General features: G+C 72.1%; 16 protein-coding genes. 9 read left to right on the top strand and 7 right to left on the bottom strand.

The genetic code is table 11. From position 1 onward, the window contains the following. Positions 1 to 140: 140 nt before the first annotated feature. The 3 genes from F4692_RS09595 (at position 141) to F4692_RS09585 (ending at position 4,140) form a co-directional block, all read left to right on the top strand. A complete protein-coding gene (locus tag F4692_RS09595; protein WP_179619451.1) occupies positions 141 to 2,708 on the top strand; it encodes an Ig-like domain-containing protein in 2,568 nt (855 codons plus the stop codon). 68 nt (positions 2,709 to 2,776) lie between these two features. Then, the gene (locus tag F4692_RS09590; RefSeq protein ID WP_179619450.1) at positions 2,777 to 3,688 is read left to right on the top strand and encodes an alpha/beta hydrolase; all 912 of its coding nucleotides are present in this window, start codon (positions 2,777 to 2,779) and stop codon (positions 3,686 to 3,688) included. Next, the gene (locus tag F4692_RS09585) at positions 3,685 to 4,140 is read left to right on the top strand and encodes a GNAT family N-acetyltransferase (RefSeq protein ID WP_179619449.1); all 456 of its coding nucleotides are present in this window, start codon (positions 3,685 to 3,687) and stop codon (positions 4,138 to 4,140) included. The genes F4692_RS09590 and F4692_RS09585 overlap by 4 nt, the downstream gene beginning before the upstream one ends. Here the strand turns inward: F4692_RS09585 and F4692_RS09580 are convergent. Then, positions 4,091 to 5,233 carry an aldehyde dehydrogenase family protein gene (locus F4692_RS09580; protein ID WP_179619448.1) on the bottom strand — a complete coding sequence of 381 codons (1,143 nt, stop codon included), beginning with the start codon at positions 5,231 to 5,233 and terminating at the stop codon, positions 4,091 to 4,093. The genes F4692_RS09585 and F4692_RS09580 overlap by 50 nt on opposite strands. A gap of 130 nt (positions 5,234 to 5,363) precedes the next feature. Here F4692_RS09580 and F4692_RS09575 point away from each other — a divergent pair, with 130 nt between their 5' ends. The 5 genes from F4692_RS09575 to icmF all read left to right on the top strand — a co-directional run bounded on the left by F4692_RS09575 (position 5,364) and on the right by icmF (position 14,629). Then, positions 5,364 to 9,347, top strand: coding sequence for an Ig-like domain-containing protein (locus F4692_RS09575; RefSeq protein ID WP_179619447.1), 3,984 nt, complete (start codon positions 5,364 to 5,366; stop codon positions 9,345 to 9,347). A gap of 23 nt (positions 9,348 to 9,370) precedes the next feature. Then, on the top strand, positions 9,371 to 10,006 hold the full coding sequence (locus F4692_RS09570) for a hypothetical protein (RefSeq protein WP_179619446.1): 636 nt from the start codon (positions 9,371 to 9,373) through the stop codon (positions 10,004 to 10,006). Positions 10,007 to 10,024: 18 nt separating this feature from the next. Continuing rightward, positions 10,025 to 10,771: a helical backbone metal receptor gene (locus tag F4692_RS09565; protein WP_179619445.1), complete on the top strand. Its 747-nt coding sequence runs from the start codon at positions 10,025 to 10,027 to the stop codon at positions 10,769 to 10,771. Between the two features lie 11 nt (positions 10,772 to 10,782). Then, complete coding sequence (locus F4692_RS09560) at positions 10,783 to 11,271, top strand: MarR family winged helix-turn-helix transcriptional regulator (protein WP_179619444.1); 489 nt, start codon at positions 10,783 to 10,785, stop codon at positions 11,269 to 11,271. Between the two features lie 136 nt (positions 11,272 to 11,407). Beyond that, positions 11,408 to 14,629 (top strand): fused isobutyryl-CoA mutase/GTPase IcmF, encoded by a 3,222-nt coding sequence (gene icmF, locus F4692_RS09555; protein ID WP_179619443.1) that lies wholly within the window; start codon positions 11,408 to 11,410, stop codon positions 14,627 to 14,629. Positions 14,630 to 14,768: 139 nt separating this feature from the next. Here the strand turns inward: icmF and F4692_RS09550 are convergent, their stop codons facing one another. Next, positions 14,769 to 16,742: an ATP-binding protein gene (locus F4692_RS09550; protein WP_179619442.1), complete on the bottom strand. Its 1,974-nt coding sequence runs from the start codon at positions 16,740 to 16,742 to the stop codon at positions 14,769 to 14,771. Between the two features lie 100 nt (positions 16,743 to 16,842). On the opposite strand from F4692_RS09550, the gene F4692_RS09545 reads away from it, so the two are divergent. After that, complete coding sequence (locus F4692_RS09545; RefSeq protein WP_179619441.1) at positions 16,843 to 17,184, top strand: response regulator; 342 nt, start codon at positions 16,843 to 16,845, stop codon at positions 17,182 to 17,184. A gap of 26 nt (positions 17,185 to 17,210) precedes the next feature. On the opposite strand, the gene F4692_RS09540 is transcribed toward F4692_RS09545, so the two are convergent. From F4692_RS09540 to F4692_RS09520, 5 genes are read right to left on the bottom strand one after another with little or no spacing between them, the layout of a single operon-like run. Beyond that, positions 17,211 to 18,287 carry an ABC transporter ATP-binding protein gene (locus tag F4692_RS09540; protein ID WP_179619440.1) on the bottom strand — a complete coding sequence of 359 codons (1,077 nt, stop codon included), beginning with the start codon at positions 18,285 to 18,287 and terminating at the stop codon, positions 17,211 to 17,213. Further along, positions 18,287 to 19,354 carry an ABC transporter ATP-binding protein gene (locus tag F4692_RS09535; RefSeq protein WP_179619439.1) on the bottom strand — a complete coding sequence of 356 codons (1,068 nt, stop codon included), beginning with the start codon at positions 19,352 to 19,354 and terminating at the stop codon, positions 18,287 to 18,289. Before F4692_RS09535 ends, F4692_RS09540 begins: the two co-directional genes overlap by 1 nt. Further along, positions 19,354 to 20,262 (bottom strand): carbohydrate ABC transporter permease, encoded by a 909-nt coding sequence (locus tag F4692_RS09530; protein WP_179619438.1) that lies wholly within the window; start codon positions 20,260 to 20,262, stop codon positions 19,354 to 19,356. Before F4692_RS09530 ends, F4692_RS09535 begins: the two co-directional genes overlap by 1 nt. Next, positions 20,262 to 21,200: a carbohydrate ABC transporter permease gene (locus tag F4692_RS09525; RefSeq protein ID WP_179619437.1), complete on the bottom strand. Its 939-nt coding sequence runs from the start codon at positions 21,198 to 21,200 to the stop codon at positions 20,262 to 20,264. The genes F4692_RS09530 and F4692_RS09525 overlap by 1 nt, the downstream gene beginning before the upstream one ends. A 9-nt stretch (positions 21,201 to 21,209) precedes the next feature. Then, a complete protein-coding gene (locus tag F4692_RS09520) occupies positions 21,210 to 22,571 on the bottom strand; it encodes an extracellular solute-binding protein (protein WP_257029826.1) in 1,362 nt (453 codons plus the stop codon). Positions 22,572 to 22,660 lie beyond the last annotated feature (89 nt).

Here is a 22,660-nt window from a genome sequence, read left to right as displayed (position 1 = left end):
GACCGGCCGGTGGCCATGGCCCGATCGGGCCATCTTCGGCACGGCTCTCCCGGTTCCCCGGTGCCGCCCGCCGGGCTGGTGTCTGATGGGCGGGCGCGCCCGTGGGGGACGCGCCTCGCCAACCCCTCGGAAGGGTCCGCATGTCCATGCCTCAGCGGCCGTGGACGCGTCTCGTGCGCGTCGCCACGGCCACCGTCTTCTCCGTCGCGGGCGCCGTCGCGCTCATGCCGTCCGCCGCCTCGGCGGCCGACGACCCCGCGCCCGGCGCCATCGTCGACCTGCCGGGGTGCACGGAGAACTCCATGCCGGGCGGGTCCTACACGTACCAGGGCGTCCAGCTGAGCGCGCCCCTGAACGTCCACGGAGGGTCGGTCGGCACCGTCAACGTCCACAACCACGGCATCGTCTCCGCCTACGGCGACCAGGCGAGCCTCAACATCTACCCGATCTACTCGTGGGACGACACGGGCGGCGACAGCTACTCGGCGACGACCTACGGCCAGACCATGTGGGAGGGGCACGCGGCCCTCTGCATGAACTGGCTCGACCTCACCAACGCCGCCGGGACCTTCCACGCGTCGTCGCAGGCGCTCATCGTCGACCGCTCGGACCTCCAGCCGGGCGACTACGACGTGGTGATCAACGTCGACACCGTCCACCAGCCCGCGACGGCGTACGCCTACATCGGTTACAGCACCTATCGCGACGCCAACACCTGGCAGCAGAGCCAGGACTTCATCGCCGGCAGTGGCTACGGGGGCCTCCTCGACGACGCCAACACCGCGACCGGAGCCATCCACCGCTCGCGCGAGTCCGACGTGCTGGGTCGCTACGTCTACCGCTTCCGCAACGGCCAGCGCCTCGACACGCCCGCCCCCGACACCACCATCGAGGCGAAGCCGGCCGACCGGAGCAGCGGCACCGGGCCCGCCTTCACCTACGACAGGACGGGCTCTGCCGACCACCTCCGCTTCGAGTGCCGCCTCCACGAGACCGGCGCCACCGCGGGCGACTTCGCGACGTGCGACGACGAGGGGACGTCCTACGACGACCTCGCCGACGGGTCGTACGTCTTCGAGGTGCGCGCGGTCGACACCTACGGCGGCACCGACGCCAGCCCCGCGACCGCGACCTTCGAGGTCGACACCACCGGCCCCGTCGTGAAGCTCGACGAGACCCCGTCGTCACTGACCAACGACAACGTGCCCTTCTTCACGTGGTCCTCGCCCGACGCGGACGTGGACGACGAGGCGTACTCCTGCCACCTCGACCGCACCCCGAGCGCTGAGCCGTCCCCCTGGTGGGACTGCACCTCCGGTGAGGAGATCACGAACCTCGGCGACGGCGACTGGCGCTTCCAGGTCAAGGGTCACGACGACCTCGGCAACGAGGGTGAAGCAGTGTCCTACGACTTCACGATCGACACCGACGCACCCGTGGTCGAGCTCACCGAGAAGCCGGCCGCCCGTGGCAACGTCACCAGCCCGGCCGTCGCGTGGACCTCGGCCGACGACGTCGACTTCTTCGAGTGCACCCTCGACCGCACCGACGGCGAGGGCTCGCCGTGGCACGAGTGCGCGTCCGGCGACGAGCTGGACGTCACCGACGGCGACTGGACCTTCCAGGTCCGCGCGACCGACGTGGCGGGCAACGAGGGCGAGCCCACGTCGTACGCCTTCACCGTCGACACCGAGAAGTCGTCGGTCACCCTCACCGCCACCCCGAAGGCGCTCGGCAACGACGCCACGCCCTTCTTCGGCTACGCGGCGGACCCGTCGACCGACCTCGACCACTTCATGTGCGCCGTGGTGCCCGTGGGTGCCCAGCACGCCACCCCCGTGACGTGCGCGGCGGACGGCTTCACCTCCGAGCCGCTCACCGACGGTGACTACCACTTCGCCGTCGTCGCCGTCGACAGCGCCGGCAACGAGTCCGACCCCGCGTCGTTCGACTTCACGGTCGACACGGTGGCCCCGGAGACGACCGTGACCAGCGGTCCCGCTGCCACGATCGGCACGGGCGCGGCGAGCTTCGGCTTCGCGTCGAGCGAGACGCCCGCGACCTTCGAGTGCCGCATCTCCGCCGCCACGTCGGCTGCCTGGCAGCCGTGCGACGGCACGTCGAAGGCCTTCACCGGCCTGACGGACGGCACGTGGACGTTCGAGGTGCGGGCGACCGACGCCGCGGGCAACACCGACGCCACCCCGGCGGCGCGCCCCGTCAAGGTCAACCTGGGCCAGCCGACGATCACGGCAGCGGTGTCCAGCCCGACCCCGGTCAGCGAGCACGGCTGGTACCGCGACGCGGTGACCATCACCTACACCTGCAACGGCAACGGCAGCCCGCTCGTCGGCGCCTGCCCCGCGCCGCGCCAGGTGCCCCGGGCCCAGCAGGGCAAGGTCGTCTTCCGGGCAGGGGTGACCACGGCCGACGGCGACACCGCCTCGGTGAGCACCACCCTGTTCATCGACAAGGGCAAGCCGCAGGCACGGATCAGGGGCTTCGACGGCCGGAGGTCGTACTCCTCCATGCCGAAGCCGCGCTGCAAGGCGTCGGACCCGCGCTCGGGCCTGGCCGACTGCACCGTCTCGGTCACGAAGGTCAAGCGCAAGAACGGCGCGGTCTTCGTCGTCGTGAAGGCGACCGCGACCGACAAGGCCGGCAACGTCCGCGTCGTGAAGAAGCAGGCACCCTTCCGGGCTGCCTGAGCTGCGACCCGGGTGGCGGGGTCGGACGGGATCGATCCGTCCGGCCCCGCGCCGCCTACGCTGCGCTCATGCCGAGCCGCCGCCACGAGACCCTCGCCTTCCTCGTCCCCCGGCTCCGCCGGTCGCGCGACCTCGACAGCGAGCCCGCCGAGCGTGCCCGGGTCGAGCAGTGGCACCGGAGCCTGGACCGGTCGCTGCCCACCCGCGCGGTCCCCGGGTTCGCGAAGCGGTGGGACGTGTCGGTGACCGACCTCGGCTTCCCCTCGTACGTCCTCACGCCCCGCCACCGGCCGGCGCACCGCACCCTCTACTACGTCCACGGCGGCGGCTACATGGCGCCGATCGACCCGTTCCACGTCCGCTACGCGACCCGGCTGGCCGACGCCATCGGGGCCCGCGTGGTGCTGCCGGACTACCCCCTGGCCCCGGAGCACACGTGGCGGGACTCCCACGACGCCCTCGTCGGCGACCTCGCGCGCTGGGCGGGCGAGCCGGGCGGTGCCGTCCTGGCCGGCGACTCCGCCGGGGGTGGGCTCGCGCTCGCCCTCGCCGTCTCCGCGCGCGAGCGCGGCCTCGCGCCGCCGACGCACCTCGCGCTGCACGCGCCGTGGGTGGACCTGACGACCTCGACCCCCGAGACCGACGCCGTCGACGCGATCGACCCGTGGCTGTTCATCGGCAAGCTCCGGGCGTACGCCGGGTGGTGGGCCGGCGCGCCCGAGGACCTCGGCCGTCCGGAGGTCTCCCCCGCGCTCGCCGACCTCGCCGGGCTGCCGCCGGCGATCATGCTCTACGGCACGCGCGACCTCCTGCACCCCGGCTGCCGCCTGCTCGTGCGCCGCGCCGCCGACGCCGGGTGGGACCTCACGGCCGTGGAGGAGCCCGACCTGATCCACGTCTACGGCCTGCTGCCGTTCGTCCCCGAGGCGGCCCGCGCCTTCCGGCAGGTCGTGGCGCTCGTGGGCGGGGCCGCGCGATGAGGATCCTGACGGCCTCCTTCGACGAGCTGCCCGCGCGCACGGCGTACGACGTGTGGCGGTTGCGGCAGACCGTGTTCGTGGTGGAGCAGGAGTGCCCCTACCCGGACCTCGACGGGCGCGACCTCGAGCCGGCGACGCGCCACCTCGTGCTCCTCGAGGACGACCCGGACCCTCGCGTGATCGGCACGCTGCGGGTCCTCGACGACGGCGACCGAGCGCGGATCGGTCGCGTGGTGGTGGCCGCCGAGGCCCGCGGACGCGGCCTCGCGGCCCGTCTCATGGACGAGGCGATGACGCTCTGCGGCGAGCGGGAGGTGCGGCTCGACGCGCAGACCGGCCTGGCCGGGTTCTACGAGGGGTTCGGGTTCGCGGTGACGGGACCGGAGTTCGACGAGGACGGGATCATGCACGTGCCGATGGCACGTCCGGCTGGTCGTCCGCCACGACCATGAGCACCGGGCCGAGGACCTCCTCGCGCACGAGCCGCGACCGCGGCGACAGGCCGCCGATCACGGTCGGCGCGAACCACCAGCCGTCCCGGTCCGGCGCGTCACCGCCGAGCTCGACGACACCGCCCTCGGTGCGGGCGAGGTCGACGTAGCGGCGCACGCGGTCGCGGGCCACGGCGGACCGCAACGGTCCGCAGAGGGTCGCCGGGTCCCTCGGGTCGCCCGGGACGACCTCCGACATCGTCTCCACGGCCACGCGCACCGCCTCGTCGTGGCGGTCCGCCGGGACGACGACGCTGGCCGGGAGCCGACAGGCCTGTCCGGCGTTGGCGGCGACGGTGCGGGCGGCGGCCGCCACGACGACGGGGAGGTCCTCGTCCGTCGCGCGGACGGTGCCCGCGCCGCCGGTGTCGAGCCGCAGCCGCTTGCCGGTGCGTCCGGCGACGGCCCGGACCCGCTCGCCGGCGACGGCGGACCCGCGGAAGGACACCTCGTCGACCCGGTCGTCGAGGGTGAGCGCGATGGCCACGTCGACGTCACGGGTCGTGAGCACGTTGAGCACGCCGCGGGGCAGGATGTCGAGGCCGATGCGGCCGAGCTCGAGGGCGGCGCCGGCCGCCTCGACGGCCGGCTTGAGCACGACGGTGCCGCCCGCCAGCAGGACCCGACCGACCTCCTCGACGGCGACGGCCAGCGGCGAGGTGGCAGGCGTGATGACGGCGGTGACGCCCGGCTCCTGCTGCCTGTCGTCGCGCATCGCGGCGACGGGTGCGTCGAGGTGCTGGGCACGCAGCGCGACGGGTACGCCGGTCTCGGCGGCCATGAGCGCGGCCAGGTCGTCGCACCGCTCGGCGACGGCGGCCTGGAAGCGCAGCACCGCCTCGGTGCGCAGCGCGTCGTCGGTGCTCCACTGCGTCCCGTCGAACGCCCGGCGGGCGGCGGCGACCGCGGCGTGCGCGTCCGGCACCCCGCCGTCCGGGACGTCCCAGAGGGTCTCGCCGGTGGCCGGGTCGTGCGCGGGGAACGTCCAGCCATCGGCGGTGGGACGCTCCGCACCGTCGATGGGGAGGCCACGTGACCGGGCGTGCCTGCTCATGGGCCAACTCCACCACAGCACGGGGCCGGGCCCGCCACGCGGACGTGCGGCGCCCACCCCTGCGGCGGGGCTGCGGCGCTGCCCCACAATTGGCGATGCGCGTCCCTGCGGCGGGGGCCAGCATCGCGAGATGGGCACCAGAACCGTGCGCGCGCGCCGTCGCCGCACCAGCGTCGTCTCCGCTCTCCTCGTCACGACCGCGGTCCTCCTGGTGCCGCTGGCCACCGGCACCGCGCGTGCGAGCGCGCCGGCGATCTCCGACGTCCGCGTCGCCGCGCCCGGCGCGACCACCGCGACGATCGCGTGGAGCACCGACATCGCCTCGGACACCCAGGTCGCCTGGGGCACGACGACGGCGTACGGCAGCACGAGCACGCTGAACGCGACGCCCACGACGAGCCACACCGTCAACCTCACGGGCCTCACGGCCAACCGCACCTACCACTTCCAGGTGCGCAGCCGTGACGCCTCGGGCGACCTCACCACCTCGGCGGACCGCACGTTCACCACCTCGCTCGGCGCCACCACGGCCGGCTCCCTGACGGACTCGGACAACTCCAACACCGCCAACGTCACGCGGGTCACCACGAACGAGGGCGGCAGGGTCGTCTCCCTGTCCGTCAACGTCGGCGCGGTGGACGCATCGGTGTCGCGGCGCAGCTTCCAGATGGCGATCTACGCCGCGAACGGCTCCGCGCCCGGCGCGCTGGTCGCGACGAGCGGCACCGGGACCCTCGTCGCGAACTCGTGGAACACCGTCCCGGTCTCGGCCACCCTCGCGCCGAGCACGACCTACTACCTCGCGTTCAACACCAACGGGAGCAGCGCGAGCGTCAACAACCTGCGCTACGCCAACGGCGGGACGAGCGGGTGGCGGACGGCGGGGCAGGCGTACGGCACGTGGCCGTCGACCTTCGGCGCCTTCAGCTCCCAGGCCGTCACCTTCTCGATGCACGCCACCTTCGCGAGCGACGTCACGCCACCGACCGTCGCACTGACCTCCCCCGCGGCCGGCGACGTCAGCGGGACGGTCACGCTGACCGCCACCGCGAGCGACGACAGCGGGGTCGCGGCCGTGCAGTTCAAGCTCGACGGGCAGGACCTCGGCGCGCCGGACACGCAGGCGCCGTGGACGACGACGTGGGACACCGCGGGGCTGATCGACGGACAGCGCCGGCTCACGGCGGTCGCCACCGACACGGCGGGGCTCACCGCGACGAGCGCTCCCGTCGACGTGCGCACCGCCAACTCCGCGGCGGTCCGCACCGTCTCGCCCGACCCCGGGAGCACGGTCGCCGGCACGACGGTGACCGTGCGCTACAGGAAGGTGGGCGCGTGGGCCGCGGGCGACGGCAAGCACGTGCACCTGCGCCTCGACGACGGCGGGACCAAGATGGACTTCGACGCCGACGGCGACCAGTCCTGGACCTTCACGGGCGTGCCCGGCGGCCAGCACACAGTGGTCGCCCTGGTGGCCGACGGCAGCCACGTCGAGGTCCCCGGCAGCGGCGGCTCGGTGTCGTTCACCACCACCGCACCCGACACCGTGGCGCCGACCGTGTCCGTGACCGCCCCCACCCAGGGGGCGAGCCTGACCGGGACCGTGCAGGTCACCGCGCAGGCTGCGGACGAGGTGGGCGTGGCGGGGGTCCAGCTCCTCCTCGACGGGAACCCTCTGGGCAGCGAGGACACGACGGCGCCGTACGCCGTGAGCTGGGACACGACGACCGCCACCAACGGCGCGCACCGGCTGACCGCACGCGCGCGGGACTCGGTGAACTCGACGACGTCCACGGCCGTGGACGTCACCGTCGCGAACTCCGATCCCCGGGCGAGCGTCGGCGAGTGGGGGCCGGTGACCAGCTGGCCCCTGGTGGCCGTGCACGCCTCGCTGCTCAAGACGGGCGAGGTCCTGATGTGGGACGCCTGGGAGGTGCCGACCTCCCGCGCGAAGCTGTGGAACCCGACCACCAACGTGTTCACGGACGTGCCGGTCGGCGCCGGGCTCTTCTGCGCCGGGCAGGCCACGGACGCCAACGGCAACCTCGTGGTGATGGGCGGACACGACGGTGGCCAGGTCGGCATCAAGGACGTCTACTCCTTCGACCCCGACACCCGCTCGTGGTCGCGCAAGCCCGACATGCAGTACGCCCGGTGGTACCCCAGCGTCACCCAGCTCCCCGACGGCCGGATGCTGACGCTGAGCGGGATGAAGACGCCGTACAGCTTCGCCGACACACCCGAGGTGTACGACCCCGCCACCGGCCGGGTGAGCACGGTCCCGATCAGCACGCCCGAGATGCACGAGGAGCAGTACCCGCAGACCGCGGTGCTGCCCAACGGCAAGGTGCTGGCCATCTCGGCCGAGCACGGCGCGGTGATGACCTTCGACCCGCGCACCAACGCATGGGCGAACCTCGGCACGACCCAGGTGCCGTTCGGCGCCTGGACCTCCTTCGCACCCGGCAAGTTCCTCATCACCGGCGGAGCGACCGACCTCGACGTCTACGACCCGAGCAACCCGGCACCCTCGGTGAGGAAGGCCCGCATCCTCGACATGACGAGCGGCTCACCGGTGTGGAGCGCCGTGCCCGACATGGCGGCGGCGCGGTCGTTCCACAACGTGACGATGCTGCCGACGGGCGAGGCGATGGTGATCGGCGGCTCGACGGAGGTCAACGACTTCAGCCCCCACGGGACCCTCACCGCCGAGCAGTGGAGCCCGACGACGAACACGTGGAAGCAGCTCGCCTCCCCGGCCCGCCCGCGCATGTACCACTCGGTCTCCATGCTCATGCCGGACGGACGCGTGCTGTCGGCCGGCGGTGGGCGGCTCGCGCCGTCGCCCGACCAGCTCAACATGCAGTGGTACTCCCCCGGCTACCTGTTCAAGGGTCCGCGGCCGACCATCACGTCCCTACCGGGACAGGCGACGATCGGCTCGACGATGGAGCTGGTGACCCCGCAGGCCGCCGACATCGCGAAGGTGAGCCTCGTGAGCCTCGCGTCGGTGACCCACACCGCCGACTGGAACCAGCGCTTCGTCGACCTGTCCTTCACCCGCGACGGCAGCACGCTCACCGTGGACACCCCGGCGAACGCCAACATCGCCCCGGCGAACTACTACATGGTCTTCGCCGTCGACTCCAACGGCGTGCCGTCGATGGCCAAGATCGTCCAGCTGCGCAACGGAGCCCCCGTCGGCGACACCACCGCGCCGACGGTCTCGATGACCGCGCCCGCCGCGGGTGCGTCGGTCTCGGGCAGCGTCACCCTCACCGCCACGGCCGGCGACGACGTGGGCGTCGCCGGGGTCCGCTTCGAGGTCGACGGGACGGCCGTCGGCGTCGAGGACACGACGGCCCCCTACTCGGTCCCGTGGGCCTCGACCGGCGTCCCCAACGGCAGCCACTCCATCCGCGCGGTCGCCCGCGACGCGGCGGGGAACAGCACCGCGTCCTCTGCGGTCGCCGTGACCGTCACCAACACCTCGTCGCCACCGTCGAGCGGCCTCGTCGCGGCGTACGCCTTCAACGAGGCCGGCGGCACGACGCTCGCCGACGGGTCCGGTCGCGGCAACGCCGCAACGGTGGTCGGGCCCTCGTGGACGACCGCGGGCAAGTACGGCGGCGCGCTCACCTTCGACGGCGCCAACGACCACGTGACCGTCCCGGACTCGGCCAGCCTCGACCTCGGCTCGTCGATGACGCTGGAGGCCTGGGTCAGACCCACGGCCAGCTCGGGCTACCGCACGATCCTGATGAAGGAGACGCCGACCTCGCTGGCGTACGCCCTCTACTCCGCGTCCTCGACCAACCGGCCGTCGGCGTGGGTGCAGGACACGTCGTCGGTCGGCAGCGCGGCGCTGCCGACCAGCACCTGGTCGCACGTCGCGGCGACCTACAACGGCAGCCGGCTGAGGCTCTACGTCAACGGCGTGCTGCGGACCGACAAGGCGGTCAACGTCCCGGTGCCGCAGTCCTCCGGCCCGTTGAAGATCGGCGGCAACGCGGTCTGGGGCGAGTGGTTCGCCGGACAGATCGACGAGGTGAGGATCTACGACCGGGTGCTCACGGCCGCCGAGATCACCTCCGACATGAATGCGCCCCAGTGATGAGGACCAGGATGAGGGCCGGGATGAGCCGCGGGACGGGCGCCCTGCTGCGCCGGGTGGCAGTGGTCCTCGGGACGCTCCTGCTCGCCGGGGCGGGCGTGGGGCCCGTGCAGGCCCACGGTGGGTCGTACGACATGAAGTACGTCGACGGGTCCAACCTGCTGCTCCTCACCTTCAACACCCACGCCCCCGTGTCGGGCCTCGACATCGAGCACAACCTGCGCCTCTACGACCTGCTGGGCGCGCCCATCCCCTACGACGAGGTCGCCGTCGAGGTCCACGCGCGCGACAAGGACCGGTCGACCACGCTGCGCGGCTCGGACCTGCTCGAGGAGCAGGTCGTGCCGATGCTGGCGACCAACGAGTCGAAGCTCGACGTGGCCTACCCGGTGGCCGGGGCGTACACGCTCGACGTGGAGTTCCGAGCGGGTGGCCGGCCGATCTCGTCGGGCAGGTTCGCCGTGGACGTCGGGCAGGGCACGGCCGGTCCCGGCGGCTTCCAGTGGATCCGGTCCGCCCTGGTGCTGCTCCTCGGCGTGCTGGTGGGGGTCGCGCTCCCGCGGCGCGCCTCGGCGCCCGCTGCCGGGGCCCCGGCCGGCGAGGACGAGGAGAAGGGCGAGGACGGGGCCGCGGGGAAGGTCCCGGCCCGGGTGGGGTGAGGCCCTAGGGTCGCGGGCATGCCGACCGACGACCTGGGCGCCGACGTACCCCTCACCGGACCGGGCCGCCGGGTCGTGTCCCTCGTGCCGTCCCTGACCGAGGCGCTGGCGACGTCCGCACCCGAGCGCCTCGTCGGCGCCACGGACTGGTGCACCCACCCCGCGGACCTGGCCGTGGACCGGGTGCGGGGCACCAAGAACCCCGACCTCGCCGCCGTCCACGCCCTGGCGCCGGACCTCGTCGTGGCCAACCAGGAGGAGAACCGGGAGCTGGACGTACGCCGGCTCCGCGACGCCGGCGTCAACGTCTGGGTCACCCGGATCGAGACCGTCGAGCAGGCCCTGGACTCGATGTCGCGGCTCTTCGGCACGGCGCTCGGCCTGGCCGACCCGCCCTGGCTGGTGGAGGCGCGCGACCTCTGGTCGACACCTGCCGTGCCCCGCCTCCGGGTCGCGGTGCCGATCTGGCGCGACCCGTGGATGGTCGTCGGCTCGCCCACCTACACCGACGACCTGCTCGCCCGGGCGGGGCTGAGCAACGTGCTCGCGGACGGCGACGGGCGCTACCCCACGGTCACGCCCGACGCGATCGACGCGGCCGGGGCGGACGTCGTGCTGCTGCCGGACGAGCCCTACGTCTTCACCGCCGACGACGGCCCGGAGGCCCTGGCGACCCCGACGCGGCTCGTGTCGGGGCGGCTGCTGACCTGGTACGGCCCGGCGATGGTCGAGGCGCACGCACTCCTCACCGGCCTGTCTCGATAGCCTCCACTCCCATGACGCGCGACCCGATCAGCGAGGCCCACCGGCAGTGGGTCGCCCACGGCTGGGGCGACGCGGCCGACGGGATGGCGATGGTGACCTCGCTCGTACGCGCGCAGCAGCTGCTCATGGAGCGCATCGACGGCGTGCTGCGACCGCGCGGGCTGACGTTCGCGCGCTACGAGGTGCTGCGGCTGCTGTCGTTCACCCGCGAGGCCGCGATGCCCATGTCGCGGCTCGGCTCGCTCCTGCAGGTGCACCCCACCAGCGTGACCAGCGCGGTGGACCGGCTGGTGGCGCAGGGCTACGTCGAGCGGGTGCGCAGCGACGAGGACAAGCGGGTCGTCCGCGCGGTGCTCACCGACGCCGGCCGCGAGGCGGTCGAGGAGGCGACGGCCGCCCTCAACGGCGAGGTCTTCGAGGCGCCCGGGCTGCCGGGGCCGCAGGTGATCGACCTGACCGAGCGGCTCACCGGCCTGCGGGCGGGGCTCGGCGACGCGTGAGGCGTACGCCGGGGTTCGCACCCGGGTTCCGTGCTTCGAGGTCGAGATCTCCACCTGCAACCCCGGCGGTCCCCGGATATCCGGTGACTCCAGACATGACTCGCGAGTAATTAGTAGGATGTCCTACTATCGGCTCATGGCCGACCTGCACACCCCCACGCACCCCATCCGCCTCGTCACGGCGTCCGCGCTCTTCGACGGCCATGACGCGTCGATCAACATCATGCGGCGGATCTTCATGAGCCAGGGCTGCGAGGTCATCCACCTGGGTCACAACCGCTCCGTGCAGGAGGTCGTCGACGCCGCGCTGGAGGAGGACGTGCAGGGCGTCGCGGTCTCGTCCTACCAGGGCGGCCACGTCGAGTACTTCGAGTACCTCGTGGAGTCGCTGCGGGCGGCCGGCGCGGGCCACGTGCGCGTCGTGGGCGGTGGCGGCGGCGTCATCGTGCCGTCCGAGATCACCCGGCTGCGCGAGTCCGGCGTCACGATCTTCTCCCCCGAGGACGGGCAGAAGATGGGCCTGGTCGGGATGATCAACTCCGTCGTCGCCGACTGCGACATCGACCTGTGGGCCGACCGGGCCGTCACGGCCGAGCAGGTCCTCACCGGTGACCGGTTCGCCGTCGCCCGCGCCATCACCGGCGCGGAGGAGGGCCGCCTCGACGAGGCGACGCTCGCCGAGCTGCGGGCCGCGGCGAAGCGGCGGGTGGTGCCCGTCCTCGGCATCACCGGCACCGGCGGCTCCGGCAAGTCGTCGCTCACCGACGAGGTCGTGCGCCGCTTCCGCACCGACCAGCAGGACAAGCTCAAGATCGCCGTGATCGCCGTCGACCCGACCCGCCGCAAGGGTGGCGGCGCGCTGCTCGGCGACCGGATCCGCGCGAACTCCCTGGACGGAGACCGCGTCTTCTTCCGCTCGCTGGCCACCCGCGGCGCGCACGAGGTGCCCGACCACCTCCCGGACGTGATCGACGTGATGAAGGCCGCCGGCCACGACCTGGTGATCATCGAGACGCCCGGCATCGGCCAGGGTGACGCCGGCATCGTGCCCCTCGTCGACCACTCGCTCTACGTGATGACGCCGGAGTTCGGCGCCGCCTCGCAGCTGGAGAAGATCGACATGCTCGACTTCGCCGACAGCGTCGCAATCAACAAGTTCGAGCGCCGCGGCGCCAAGGACGCGCTGCGCGACGTCGGTCGCCAGCTCGTCCGCAACCGCGAGGCCTTCGGCAAGCGTCCCGAGGACATGCCCGTCTTCGGCACCAGCGCCGCGACCTTCAACGACGACGGCGTCACCGCCCTCTACCAGCACCTGCGCGCCGAGCTCGCCGGGGCGGGACTGCCCGTCACCGAGGGGACGCTGCCGCACGTCGACGTACGCCACTCCTCCGGCATCCGTCAGGTCGTCCCCGCCGACCGGGTGCGCTATCTCAGCGAGATCACCGAGACCGTGCGCGGCTACCACGCGCGTACGTCCGAGCTGGTCGCCGCGGCGACCCGGCTGCAGCGGATCGAGGCGGTCGCCGCGGAGCTCGAGGACCCGACCGCCGGGGTCGAGGCCCTGCTCGAGGCGGCCCGCAAGGACGTGCCGCACGAGGTCGCCGACCAGATCGCCGCCTGGCCGGCCGTGGTCGAGTCCTACTCCGGCGACGAGCAGACCGTGAAGGTGCGCGACCGCGAGATCACGACCAGGCTGACCCGGGAGTCCCTCAGCGGCAACAAGATCCCCCGGGTCTCGCTGCCGCGCTTCACCGACCACGGCGAGCTCGTCCGCTTCTGGCGCAACGAGAACCTCCCCGGCTACTTCCCCTTCACCGCCGGCGTCTTCCCGTTCAAGCGCGACAACGAGGACCCGGCGCGCATGTTCGCCGGCGAGGGCGACCCCGCGCGCACCAACCGCCGCTTCAAGATCCTCTCCGACGGCAACGACGCCACTCGCCTGTCGACCGCGTTCGACTCCGTGACCCTCTACGGCCGCGACCCCGACCCGCGCCCCGACGTCTACGGCAAGGTCGGCACCTCGGGCGTCAGCGTGGCGACGCTCGACGACATGAAGGTGCTCTACGGCGGCTTCGACCTCGTCGCGCCGACGACCAGCGTCAGCATGACGATCAACGGTCCCGCCCCGACCGTGCTGGCCTTCTTCCTCAACACCGCCATCGACCAGCAGGTCGACGCCTTCCGCGAGCGGGAGGGGCGCGAGCCGGGCGACGAGGAGCGCGAGCAGCTCGCGGCGTACGCCCTCGCCAACGTCCGCGGCACCGTGCAGGCCGACATCCTCAAGGAGGACCAGGGCCAGAACACCTGCCTGTTCTCCACCGAGTTCAGCCTGCGCATGATGGCGGACATCCAGGAGTGGTTCATCCAGCACCAGGTCCGCAACTTCTACTCGGTCTCGATCTCCGGCTACCACATCGCCGAGGCCGGGGCGAACCCCATCAGCCAGCTCGCGTTCACCCTCGCCAACGGCTTCACCTACGTCGAGGCCTACCTCGCGCGCGGCATGGACATCGACGACTTCGCGCCCAACCTGTCCTTCTTCTTCTCCAACGGCATGGACCCGGAGTACAGCGTCCTGGGTCGCGTGGCCCGCCGGATCTGGGCGGTCACGATGAAGGAGAAGTACGGCGCCTCCGAGCGCTCGCAGAAGCTGAAGTACCACGTCCAGACGAGCGGCCGATCGCTGCACGCGCAGGAGATGGACTTCAACGACATCCGCACCACGCTCCAGGCGCTCATCGCGATCTACGACAATGCCAACAGCCTCCACACCAACGCCTACGACGAGGCCGTCACCACCCCCACCGAGGAGTCGGTGCGCCGCGCGCTGGCGATCCAGCTGATCATCAACCGCGAGTGGGGCCTGGCGATGAACGAGAACCCCCTCCAGGGCTCGTACGTCATCGACGACCTCACCGACCTGGTCGAGGCGGCCGTGCTCGACGAGTTCGACCGGATCAACGAGCGCGGCGGCGTCCTCGGCGCGATGGAGACCGGCTACCAGCGGGGCCGGATCCAGGACGAGTCGATGCTCTACGAGCACCGCAAGCACGACGGCTCGCTGCCGATCATCGGCGTGAACACCTTCCTCAAGGAGACGGCCGGCGACGCCCAGCCGCAGGAGATCGAGCTGGCGAGGGCGACGGAGACCGAGAAGGAGTCGCAGCTCGCCCGGGTGCGGGCCTTCCAGGCCGAGCACGGCGCCGAGGCCCAGCAGGCGCTGTCGCGGCTCAAGGACGCCGCGGTGTCCGGGGAGAACGTCTTCGCGGTCCTGATGGACGCCGCGCGGGTGTGCTCCCTCCAGCAGGTGACCGAGGCCTTCTTCGAGGTGGGCGGGCAGTACCGCCGCAACGTCTGAGCCTGTCGCCCGGGCGCCGGAGCCGCGCGGGGGGCCTCGTCAGTGATCCCCGGCTGACCGGGGATCACTGACGTTGTCAGGCGTTGCACAGGCCGACAACCTCAGCGAGAGCCTGACAACCCCCGGACCGTCGAGTGAGCTAGTCGGCCGCGGGCAGGTCGAAGCGGAACACCGACCCGGTGCCCGGCGGCACGGCGAGGCACTCGATGGTGCCGCCGTGCCGGGTGACGATGGTCTGGCAGATCGACAGTCCCATGCCGGTGCCGCGGAAGTGGGCGCGTACGGCCCCGCTGCGGTGGAAGCGCTGGAAGATCAGCGAGCGCTCCTCCTCCTCCACGCCCACCCCGTCGTCCTGGATCTCGACGACCACACGGGATCCCTTGCGCTGCGCGCGGACCTGGACGTGCGCGGGCTGGCCCGGCCGGGCGTACTTCACCGCGTTGCCGACGAGGTTACCGAAGAGCTGGCGCATGGCGACGGGGTCGGCCCGGACGACCGGCAGGTCGCCGGGGGCCTCGAGCCGGTCGTCGGGCCCGAGCAGGTCGGCGGTCTGGGCGAGGACGCCGCCCTCCCCGCCGAGCGGCACGTCCGCGACGACGAGCTCGCCCGACTCGGCGAGGGCGTGGGTGAGCAGGTCGCCGATCAGGTCGCCCATCTGCTCGGAGGCCCGCTCCGCACGGCGCAGCGGGACGAGTGCGGCCGAGTGCGGGTCGACGTCCTCGACGGCCAGCGACAGCCACGAGCGTACGGCCGTGAGCGGGCCGCGCAGGTCGTGCGCGGCGGTCGAGGCGAAGGACGCCATCGGACGCAGGCCGGACCGGTGGTCGGTCACCTCACGCAGCACGAGCAGGACGTGCGGGTCGCCGTCCGCACCGCCGCCGTCCAGCGCGGTCCGGGTCACCGCGAGGACGATCTCCTCGCTGCTGTCCAGCGGGATGACGACGTCACCCACGCCGAGCTCGGCGCGCGCCGACCCGGTGTTGTGGGCCGCGGGATGCAGGACGAGGTCGACGAGGCGGGCGAGCGCCTCGTCGTCGGGCGCACCGAGGCTGACCCGGTGGGCGAGGCGCCGGCTCGCCGCGTTGCTGCGGTCCACGCGACCGTGGCCGTCGAGGACGACGAGCCCCTCCCCCATGCTCTCCGTCATCTCGGCGAGCAGGTGTGCCTGCTCGGCGGCGTACTCCTGCGAGCGCCGGGCGTCGTGGTAGAGCTCGTCGATCCGGTCACCCAGGGCGCCCACCGCGAGGCCCACCATCAGCACGGTCACGACGAACACCTGGCTCACCAGGGCGCCCACCAGCGGGTCGGTGAGGTCGGCGAACGCCCCGAAGCCGCGCAGCGTGAGGATCAGCCCGATGATGCCGATGGCGAGGCAGAGCACGGCGGCCGGGAACGAGCGGAACCGGGACGCCGCCCAGACGCTGAGGGTGACGACGAGGAACTCCAGCGGCAGGGGCTGGACGAAGATGATCGCGGTGGTCACCAGCGACACCACCCACAGGACGACGAGCTCGGTGCGCGACCCGCCGTGGGTGCGGGCCGGGATGGGCTGGGTGCGCCACTCCCACGCGAGGTGTCCGACCCCGCCGACGGCGACGATGCCGGCGACGTGGCGGGCGTACCACGCGATGGCGGTCCAGACGTCCGCGTCGCCCGAGCTCAGTGCGACACCGACCGTCCCGATGGCGGCGCCCACCGAGCAGCCGGCGGCGGTGGCCGCCGTGCCGACCAGGAGGACGCGGGGCTCGCGCAGGCTGCCCGTCCCACCCGCGCCCAGGACGGTGGGGCACCACCGGCGCATCAGGACGCCCAGCACCAGGGTCTGCACGATGATCGACAGCGAGCCGAAGAGCATGAGCAGCGGCGTCGCGTCGGTGAGCCGGAGACCGAGCGCGTGCGCGGCACCGAGCGGCAGCAGCACCCGCCACTCCAGCCCCCGCGCCTCGGCGAGGTACCACAGCGTCGCGACGCCCGCCGCCGGGAAGATCAGGCTGACCGTCCTGCCCTCGACGACCGTGAGCCGGCCGAGCACCGTGAGGGCGACGTACGCCAGGGCGAACGCCCCTGCGACCGCCGGCCGGAGTGGTGCCCCGGGGGTGAGGGGCGAGGTCATGCGCGCAAGCGTACAAATGCGCGGCCCCGAGCCTCACGATCCGACGACGTTTTCACCGGTCTGCTGTCCATCCGGGCGCCCCGTGGAGGAGACTCGGACCATGTCGAACCGCTTCCTCGTCTCCGACGACGACGAGGACATCCGTGACTTCATCGCATACGTGCTGGAGCGCGCGGGCCACGACGTGGCGACCGCCGGCAACGGGGCCGAGGCCCTGGCCAGGGCGACCGAGGACGAGTTCGACCTGATCCTGCTCGACCACCACATGCCGCGCATGACCGGGCTCGAGGTGGCCGTGCAGCTGCGCGCCCTGCGCCCCTCGGCCCGCGTGCTGCTGATGTCGGGCGACCTCGACGTCGGCCGCCAGCACCCGCACTTCCTGCCGAAGCCCTTCAACCGCACCGAGCTGGCCGCCGCCGTCGCGGAGCTGATCGGGAGCTGATCGGGGGCGCCGGCGCCGGGTCCCTGCTAGCGGCCCGCGGTGGACAGCGCGAGACCGGTGTCGGCGTCGAAGATGTGCGCCCGGTCCAGGTCGACGGCGACCTCGACCCGTTCGCCGGGCACGCCCGCCACGGTCGGGCGGGCCTTGACCTTCAGCATCTCGGAGCCGACCTTGACGTCAACGACCGTGCGGTCCCCGAGCGGCTCGAGGCCGTAGACCTCGCCCGGGAGCGCGGCCGTGCCGCGGGTCTCGACCGAGACGTCCTCCGCGCGCAGGCCGAGGAGCAGCGGCCTGCCGTCCTCCGCCGTGGTCCAGCGCGGCCGCGGCAGCGACCAGCCCTGCTCGCCGACGAGCCGGTCGCCCTCGGCGCGGCAGGCCAGGAGGCTGATCCGCGGGCTGCCGACGAAGCCGGCGACCCACTGGTTGGCCGGTCGCTCGTAGACGTCCGTCGGCGTGCCGACCTGCTGCACCCTGCCCTCGCGCAGCACCGCGACCTGGTCCGCCATCGACAGCGCCTCCACCTGGTCGTTGGTGACGTAGACGAAGGTCCCGCCGAGGCTGCGGTGGATGCGGGTCAGCTCCGTGCGCATCTCGACGCGGAGCTTGAGGTCGAGGTTGGTCAGCGGCTCGTCCATGAGGAACGCACGCGGGCGCCGCACGAGCGCACGCGCCAGCGCGACGCGCTGCTGCTCGCCGCCCGACATCTGGGCCGGGCGACGCTGCAGGAGTCGTTCGATGTGCAGCAGCGACGACACCTCCGCGACGGCGGTCGAGATCTCGTCCGCGGACGCCTTGCGGGCGCGCAGCGGCGAGGCGATGTTCTCGTACGCCGTGCGCCGCGGGTAGAGCGCGTAGCTCTGGAACACCATCGCCAGGTCGCGCGCGGCCGGCGTGTCCGCCGTCGCGTCGCGGCCATCGAGGTGCACCGACCCCTCGTCGAGCTGTTCGAGGCCCGCGATCGCGCGCAGGGTCGTCGTCTTGCCCGCGCCTGACGGGCCGAGGACCACGAAGAACGAGCCGTCGGGCACGTCGAGGTCCACGCCGTCGAGCGCCTGGACGTCACCGAACGCCTTGCGCAACCCGCGCGCCTGCACCGTTCCCATCAGGCCACCAGCTCTTCCGTGGTCGTGTCGTAGACCGGTGGCGTGGCACCGGAGTGGCGGAGCCCGACGTGGGCGTCGGTCTCGAAGCGGGCGGTGGGTGGCATCCGCACCCGGACGTCCGTGGCACCGCCGTGGTCGACGACGTAGATGATCTCGTCGCCGAGCGCCTCCGCGGAGACCACGCGGGCGGGGACCGTGGCGTCCGCGCCGGGCGCGGTCACCTCGAGCGCCTCGGGGCGTACGCCCGCGACGAGCGCTCGGTCGCGCGGGAGGCCCGGCGGGGGCGCCAGGACCAGCCCGCCCGCCCCGCGCAGGCCGTGCTCGGCGAGCTCGACCGGGATGAGGTTCATCGGCGGGGAGCCGATGAAGGAGGCGCAGAAGAGGCTGGCCGGCCGGTCGTACACCTCGAGCGGTGTCCCGACCTGCTCGACGCGGCCCTTGTTGAGGATCGCGATGCGGTGCCCGAGCGACATCGCCTCGACCTGGTCGTGGGTGACGTAGACCATCGTCGTGCCGAGCTCCGCCTGCAGGTGCTTGATCTCGGTGCGCGTGTCGGCGCGCAGCTCGGCGTCGAGGTTGGTCAGCGGCTCGTCCATGAGGAACGCGCGCGGCCGGCGCACCAGCGCCCGCGCCAGCGCGACGCGCTGCTGCTCGCCGCCGGAGAGCCGGTGCGGGCGCCGGTCGAGCAGCGGGTCGAGCTGCATCATCCGGGACGCCTCGGCGACCCGCTCGCGGACCTCCTTCTCCGGCAGGCCCTCGGCCCGCAGCGGGAAGGCGAGGTTGTCCCGGGTCCGCAGGTGCGGGTAGAGGGCGTAGAACTGGAAGACCATCGCGATGTCGCGCTCGGCCGGCGCCAGGTCGTTGACCAGCGTGGTCCCGATCCGGATGTCGCCGGAGGTCTGGCGCTCCAGGCCCGCCATCGCTCGCAGCGTGGTGGTCTTCCCGCACCCGGACGGGCCGAGCATCACGAACAGCTCCCCGTCCCCGATGGACAGGTCGACATGCTCGACGGCGACGGTCCCGTCGGGGTAGCGCTTGTGCAGCGAGGTGACCTCGATCCCGGCCATCAGCGACGCACCGCCCCGAGGGTCACGCCGGCGACGAGGTGCTTGCGGACCAGGTAGGCGAAGACGAGGACGGGGAGGGCGAAGACCACCGCGGACGCGGCGACGAGGCCCCAGTCCACGGTCGTGCCGCCGATGAGCCCGGCGATGGCGGGAGGCGCCGTGCGGACCTCCTGGCTGGAGGTGAGGAAGATGGCGAACACGAACTCGTTCCAGGAGAAGATGAGGGCGAAGACCGCCGTGGCGGCGATCCCCGGCACCAGCAGGGGCAGGGTGAACTTCCTGAACGCCTGGAGGCGGGTGTAGCCGTCGAGCATCGCCGCGTCCTCGTACTCCGCCGGCACCTCGTCGACGAACCCCTTCATCATCCAGATCGTGAAGGGCACGTTGAAGGCGGCGTAGATGAGGACGAGGCCGAGCTTGCTGTCGATGAGGCCCAGCTCGCGGTACATCAGGAAGATCGGGATCACCACGACCACGGGCGGCATGAAGCGGGTCGACAGGATGAAGAACAGCTGGTCCTTCTTGGCCTTCAGGGTGAAGCGGGAGTACGCCCACGCGGCCGGCACGCCGAGCACCGTGGCGAGCACGGTCGAGGCGCCGGCGACGATCACCGAGTTGAGGAACGAGCCCGACAGGTCGGACCGCCCTCCGCCCTGCGCGACGAAGACGTCCTTGTAGTGGTCGAGGGTGAAGTCGAAGTTGAAGAACTTCGCCGGCACCGCGTAGACGTCACGGTTCTCCTTGATGGAGGTCTCGAGCATCCACAGGACCGGGAACAGCATGGCCACCGCGATGATGACGAGCAGCAGCACCTCGATCACCCGGCGGGCGGTGCCGCCGCGGCGGCGCGCGGTGGGCGCGTCGTCCGTGACCGGGGCGGGCACCGCCTCGTCGATGGAGATGGCCATCAGCCCTCCTTGAGCTTGTTGAGGTAGCGCAGGTAGAACTGCGCCAGGACGATGACCACGAGAACCATGAGGATCCCGTAGGCCGACGCGGTCCCGGTGCTGAAGCCGAGGAACGCGACCTTGTAGACGTGGAACGACAGCGTCTCCGTGGAGACCCCTGGGCCTCCGCTGGTGAGGATGTAGACGAGGTCGAACAGCCGGAAGGCCTCGATGGCCCGGAACATGACGGCGATGAGCAGCAGCGGCCACACCATCGGCAGCGTGATGTGCCGGAAGCGGAACCACTCCGAGGCGCGGTCGATGGACGCGGCCTCGTAGAGGTAGTTCGGGACCGCGGTGAGCCCGGCGAGCGCGATGAGCATGATGAACGGCGTCCACTGCCAGGTGTCGACGACGATCAGCGAGAACAGCGCCGTCCGCTGCCGGGTGAGCCACTCCACCTGCCCGAAGCCGAGCGAGCCGAGCATCGAGTTGATGACGCCGAACTGTGCGTCCAGCATGAACTTCCAGAACAGGCCGACCACGACGGGCGAGAGCATCATCGGCACCAGGAACAGGGTGGTCAGTGCCCCGCGACCTCGCGTGCGCCGCGAGATCAGGAAGGCGATCGCGAAGCCGAGCACGGTCTGGAGCGCGACCGCACCGACGACGTACAGCAGGGTCGTCAGGGCCCGGATGCGGACCTGGTCGGAGGTGAGGATGTCGGTGTAGTTCCTGAGCCCGATGAAGTTCGCGGGCACGTCGCGCGTGGCCGAGTAGTCGGTGAAGGACAGGTAGAGCGCCCACAGCAGCGGGAACACCGACATGCCGAGCAGCAGCAGCAACGCCGGGGAGATGAACGCCACGGCCAGGCCGCGGTCGCTCAGGCGGGGGGAACCCCCCGGCGCAGGAGGCACCGCACTGGCCTCCTGCACCGGGGAGTCGATCGTGGTGGCCATCGGGTCAGCTCACAGCCCGCCGCCGCCTGCGGAGTCGAGCACGCCCTGCTGCTCCGCGGCGATGTCGTCGAGCGCCTCCTCCGGGTCCTTGGCGCCGTTGAGCGCCGCGTTCACGTTGGTGTTCTCGATGTCGATGAGCTTGGCGTACTCCGGGACGTTCCACATGTCACGCATCCGGGCCACCGAGTCGGCGTAGACCTGGTTGAACGGCCCGGCCTCGAGGAACTCCGGCGACTGGATGGCGTCGGTGCGCGCCGGAACGCCGCCCGCCGCGGCCCACTTCTTCTGGATGTCCTCCTGCTCGAACCACTTCATGAAGTTGAGCGCCTCGGCCATGCGCTCGTCGGGGGCGTAGGCAGAGATGTGCATGCCCATCCCGCCGAGCGGCACGACGTCGGACTCCTGGGTCGGCAGGGTCGCGAAGCCGAGCTTGTCGAGGATCTCGTCCTCCGTCGCGCCGAGCGTCGACTGCTCGGGGTCGACCAGCCCGCCGGCGGCGGCGATCCACTGGAACGCGATGCAGGCCTTGCCCTGGGCGACCGCGGCGTTGACCTCGTCGATGAACCAGTTGCCCGAGCCCTTGGCGGTGAGCGGCTTCATCTCGTTGACGAGGACGTCCATGGCCTTCTGGCCCGCCTCGTCGTTGATGACGCCCTCGATCTGCTTGTCCTGGGAGTTCCACAGGTTGCCGCCGTAGACACCGTTGACGGTGTTGTAGGTGACCGCCGCGGCGTCGGAGCCGTTGGCCTGGTGGAACGCCAGGCCGCTGACACCGGGGTTCTCGTCCTGGCACGTCTGGGCGGCGTCGATCATCTCGTCCCAGGTCTGCGGCGGCTCGTCGCCGATCAGGTCCTTGCGGTAGATCATCGTCCAGGTGTCGCCGAGGAGCGGCAGGCCGTAGAGGCTGGCGTCCTCGTCGCGCTGACCGGTCTCCGCCTGGGGGTACTGGCCGTACGCCGCGAGCAGGTAGGGGTCGTAGGCGTCGACCTCGATGTTCTCGTTGACGAAGTCGGTGATGTCGAGGATGTTGCCGTTGGTGACGGCCTCGCCGATGTGCTGCGAGTCCAGGATCGCGATGTCGAAGTCGGTCTGACGCGCGGCGAACTGGGTGAACATCGCGTCGTGCCAGTTGGCGTTGGGCACCGTGTTGACCTCGATGGTCACGTTGGGCCGCTCCTTGGTGTACTCCGCGTTGGCGAAGTCCTCCAGCGCCTGCGCCGGCGGCCACTCGAACCACACGAAGCTGAGGGTCACCGGGTCGTCGGTGAGCTCGGGGACCGTGGCGGGTGCCGCGGGGCCACCGGCCTCGCCGCCACCGCCGCCGCCACCGCCGCCGTCGCCGTCCCCGCCACCGCAGGCGGCGAGGACCATGGACGTCACGACGGCCGCCGTGGCCAGGCGGACGCGCCTGCCGGGGAGGGACGTTCGTCCCGCTCGCTGTAGGTACCGCATCTGTCTCC

The organism is Nocardioides cavernae, from assembly GCF_013410035.1.
Classification (GTDB): domain Bacteria; phylum Actinomycetota; class Actinomycetes; order Propionibacteriales; family Nocardioidaceae; genus Nocardioides; species Nocardioides cavernae_A.
Note: the sequence above shows the minus strand (reverse complement) of the source record. Positions and strands in the feature narration are given on the sequence as shown.

Excerpts from the sequence above, each read along its gene's own strand:
- F4692_RS09545 (WP_179619441.1), top strand. The coding sequence starts at position 16,843 with ATGTCGAACCGCTTCCTCGTCTCCGACGACGACGAGGACATCCGTGAC.
- icmF (WP_179619443.1), top strand. The coding sequence starts at position 11,408 with ATGGCCGACCTGCACACCCCCACGCACCCCATCCGCCTCGTCACGGCG.
- F4692_RS09550 (WP_179619442.1), bottom strand. The coding sequence starts at position 16,742 with ATGACCTCGCCCCTCACCCCCGGGGCACCACTCCGGCCGGCGGTCGCA.
- F4692_RS09585 (WP_179619449.1), top strand. The coding sequence starts at position 3,685 with ATGAGGATCCTGACGGCCTCCTTCGACGAGCTGCCCGCGCGCACGGCG.
- F4692_RS09565 (WP_179619445.1), top strand. The coding sequence starts at position 10,025 with ATGCCGACCGACGACCTGGGCGCCGACGTACCCCTCACCGGACCGGGC.
- F4692_RS09575 (WP_179619447.1), top strand. The coding sequence starts at position 5,364 with ATGGGCACCAGAACCGTGCGCGCGCGCCGTCGCCGCACCAGCGTCGTC.
- F4692_RS09520 (WP_257029826.1), bottom strand. The coding sequence starts at position 22,571 with ATGGTCCTCGCCGCCTGCGGTGGCGGGGACGGCGACGGCGGCGGTGGC.
- F4692_RS09570 (WP_179619446.1), top strand. The coding sequence starts at position 9,371 with ATGAGCCGCGGGACGGGCGCCCTGCTGCGCCGGGTGGCAGTGGTCCTC.
- F4692_RS09560 (WP_179619444.1), top strand. The coding sequence starts at position 10,783 with ATGACGCGCGACCCGATCAGCGAGGCCCACCGGCAGTGGGTCGCCCAC.
- F4692_RS09525 (WP_179619437.1), bottom strand. The coding sequence starts at position 21,200 with ATGGCCACCACGATCGACTCCCCGGTGCAGGAGGCCAGTGCGGTGCCT.
- F4692_RS09580 (WP_179619448.1), bottom strand. The coding sequence starts at position 5,233 with ATGAGCAGGCACGCCCGGTCACGTGGCCTCCCCATCGACGGTGCGGAG.
- F4692_RS09530 (WP_179619438.1), bottom strand. The coding sequence starts at position 20,262 with ATGGCCATCTCCATCGACGAGGCGGTGCCCGCCCCGGTCACGGACGAC.
- F4692_RS09595 (WP_179619451.1), top strand. The coding sequence starts at position 141 with ATGTCCATGCCTCAGCGGCCGTGGACGCGTCTCGTGCGCGTCGCCACG.
- F4692_RS09590 (WP_179619450.1), top strand. The coding sequence starts at position 2,777 with ATGCCGAGCCGCCGCCACGAGACCCTCGCCTTCCTCGTCCCCCGGCTC.
- F4692_RS09535 (WP_179619439.1), bottom strand. The coding sequence starts at position 19,354 with ATGGCCGGGATCGAGGTCACCTCGCTGCACAAGCGCTACCCCGACGGG.
- F4692_RS09540 (WP_179619440.1), bottom strand. The coding sequence starts at position 18,287 with ATGGGAACGGTGCAGGCGCGCGGGTTGCGCAAGGCGTTCGGTGACGTC.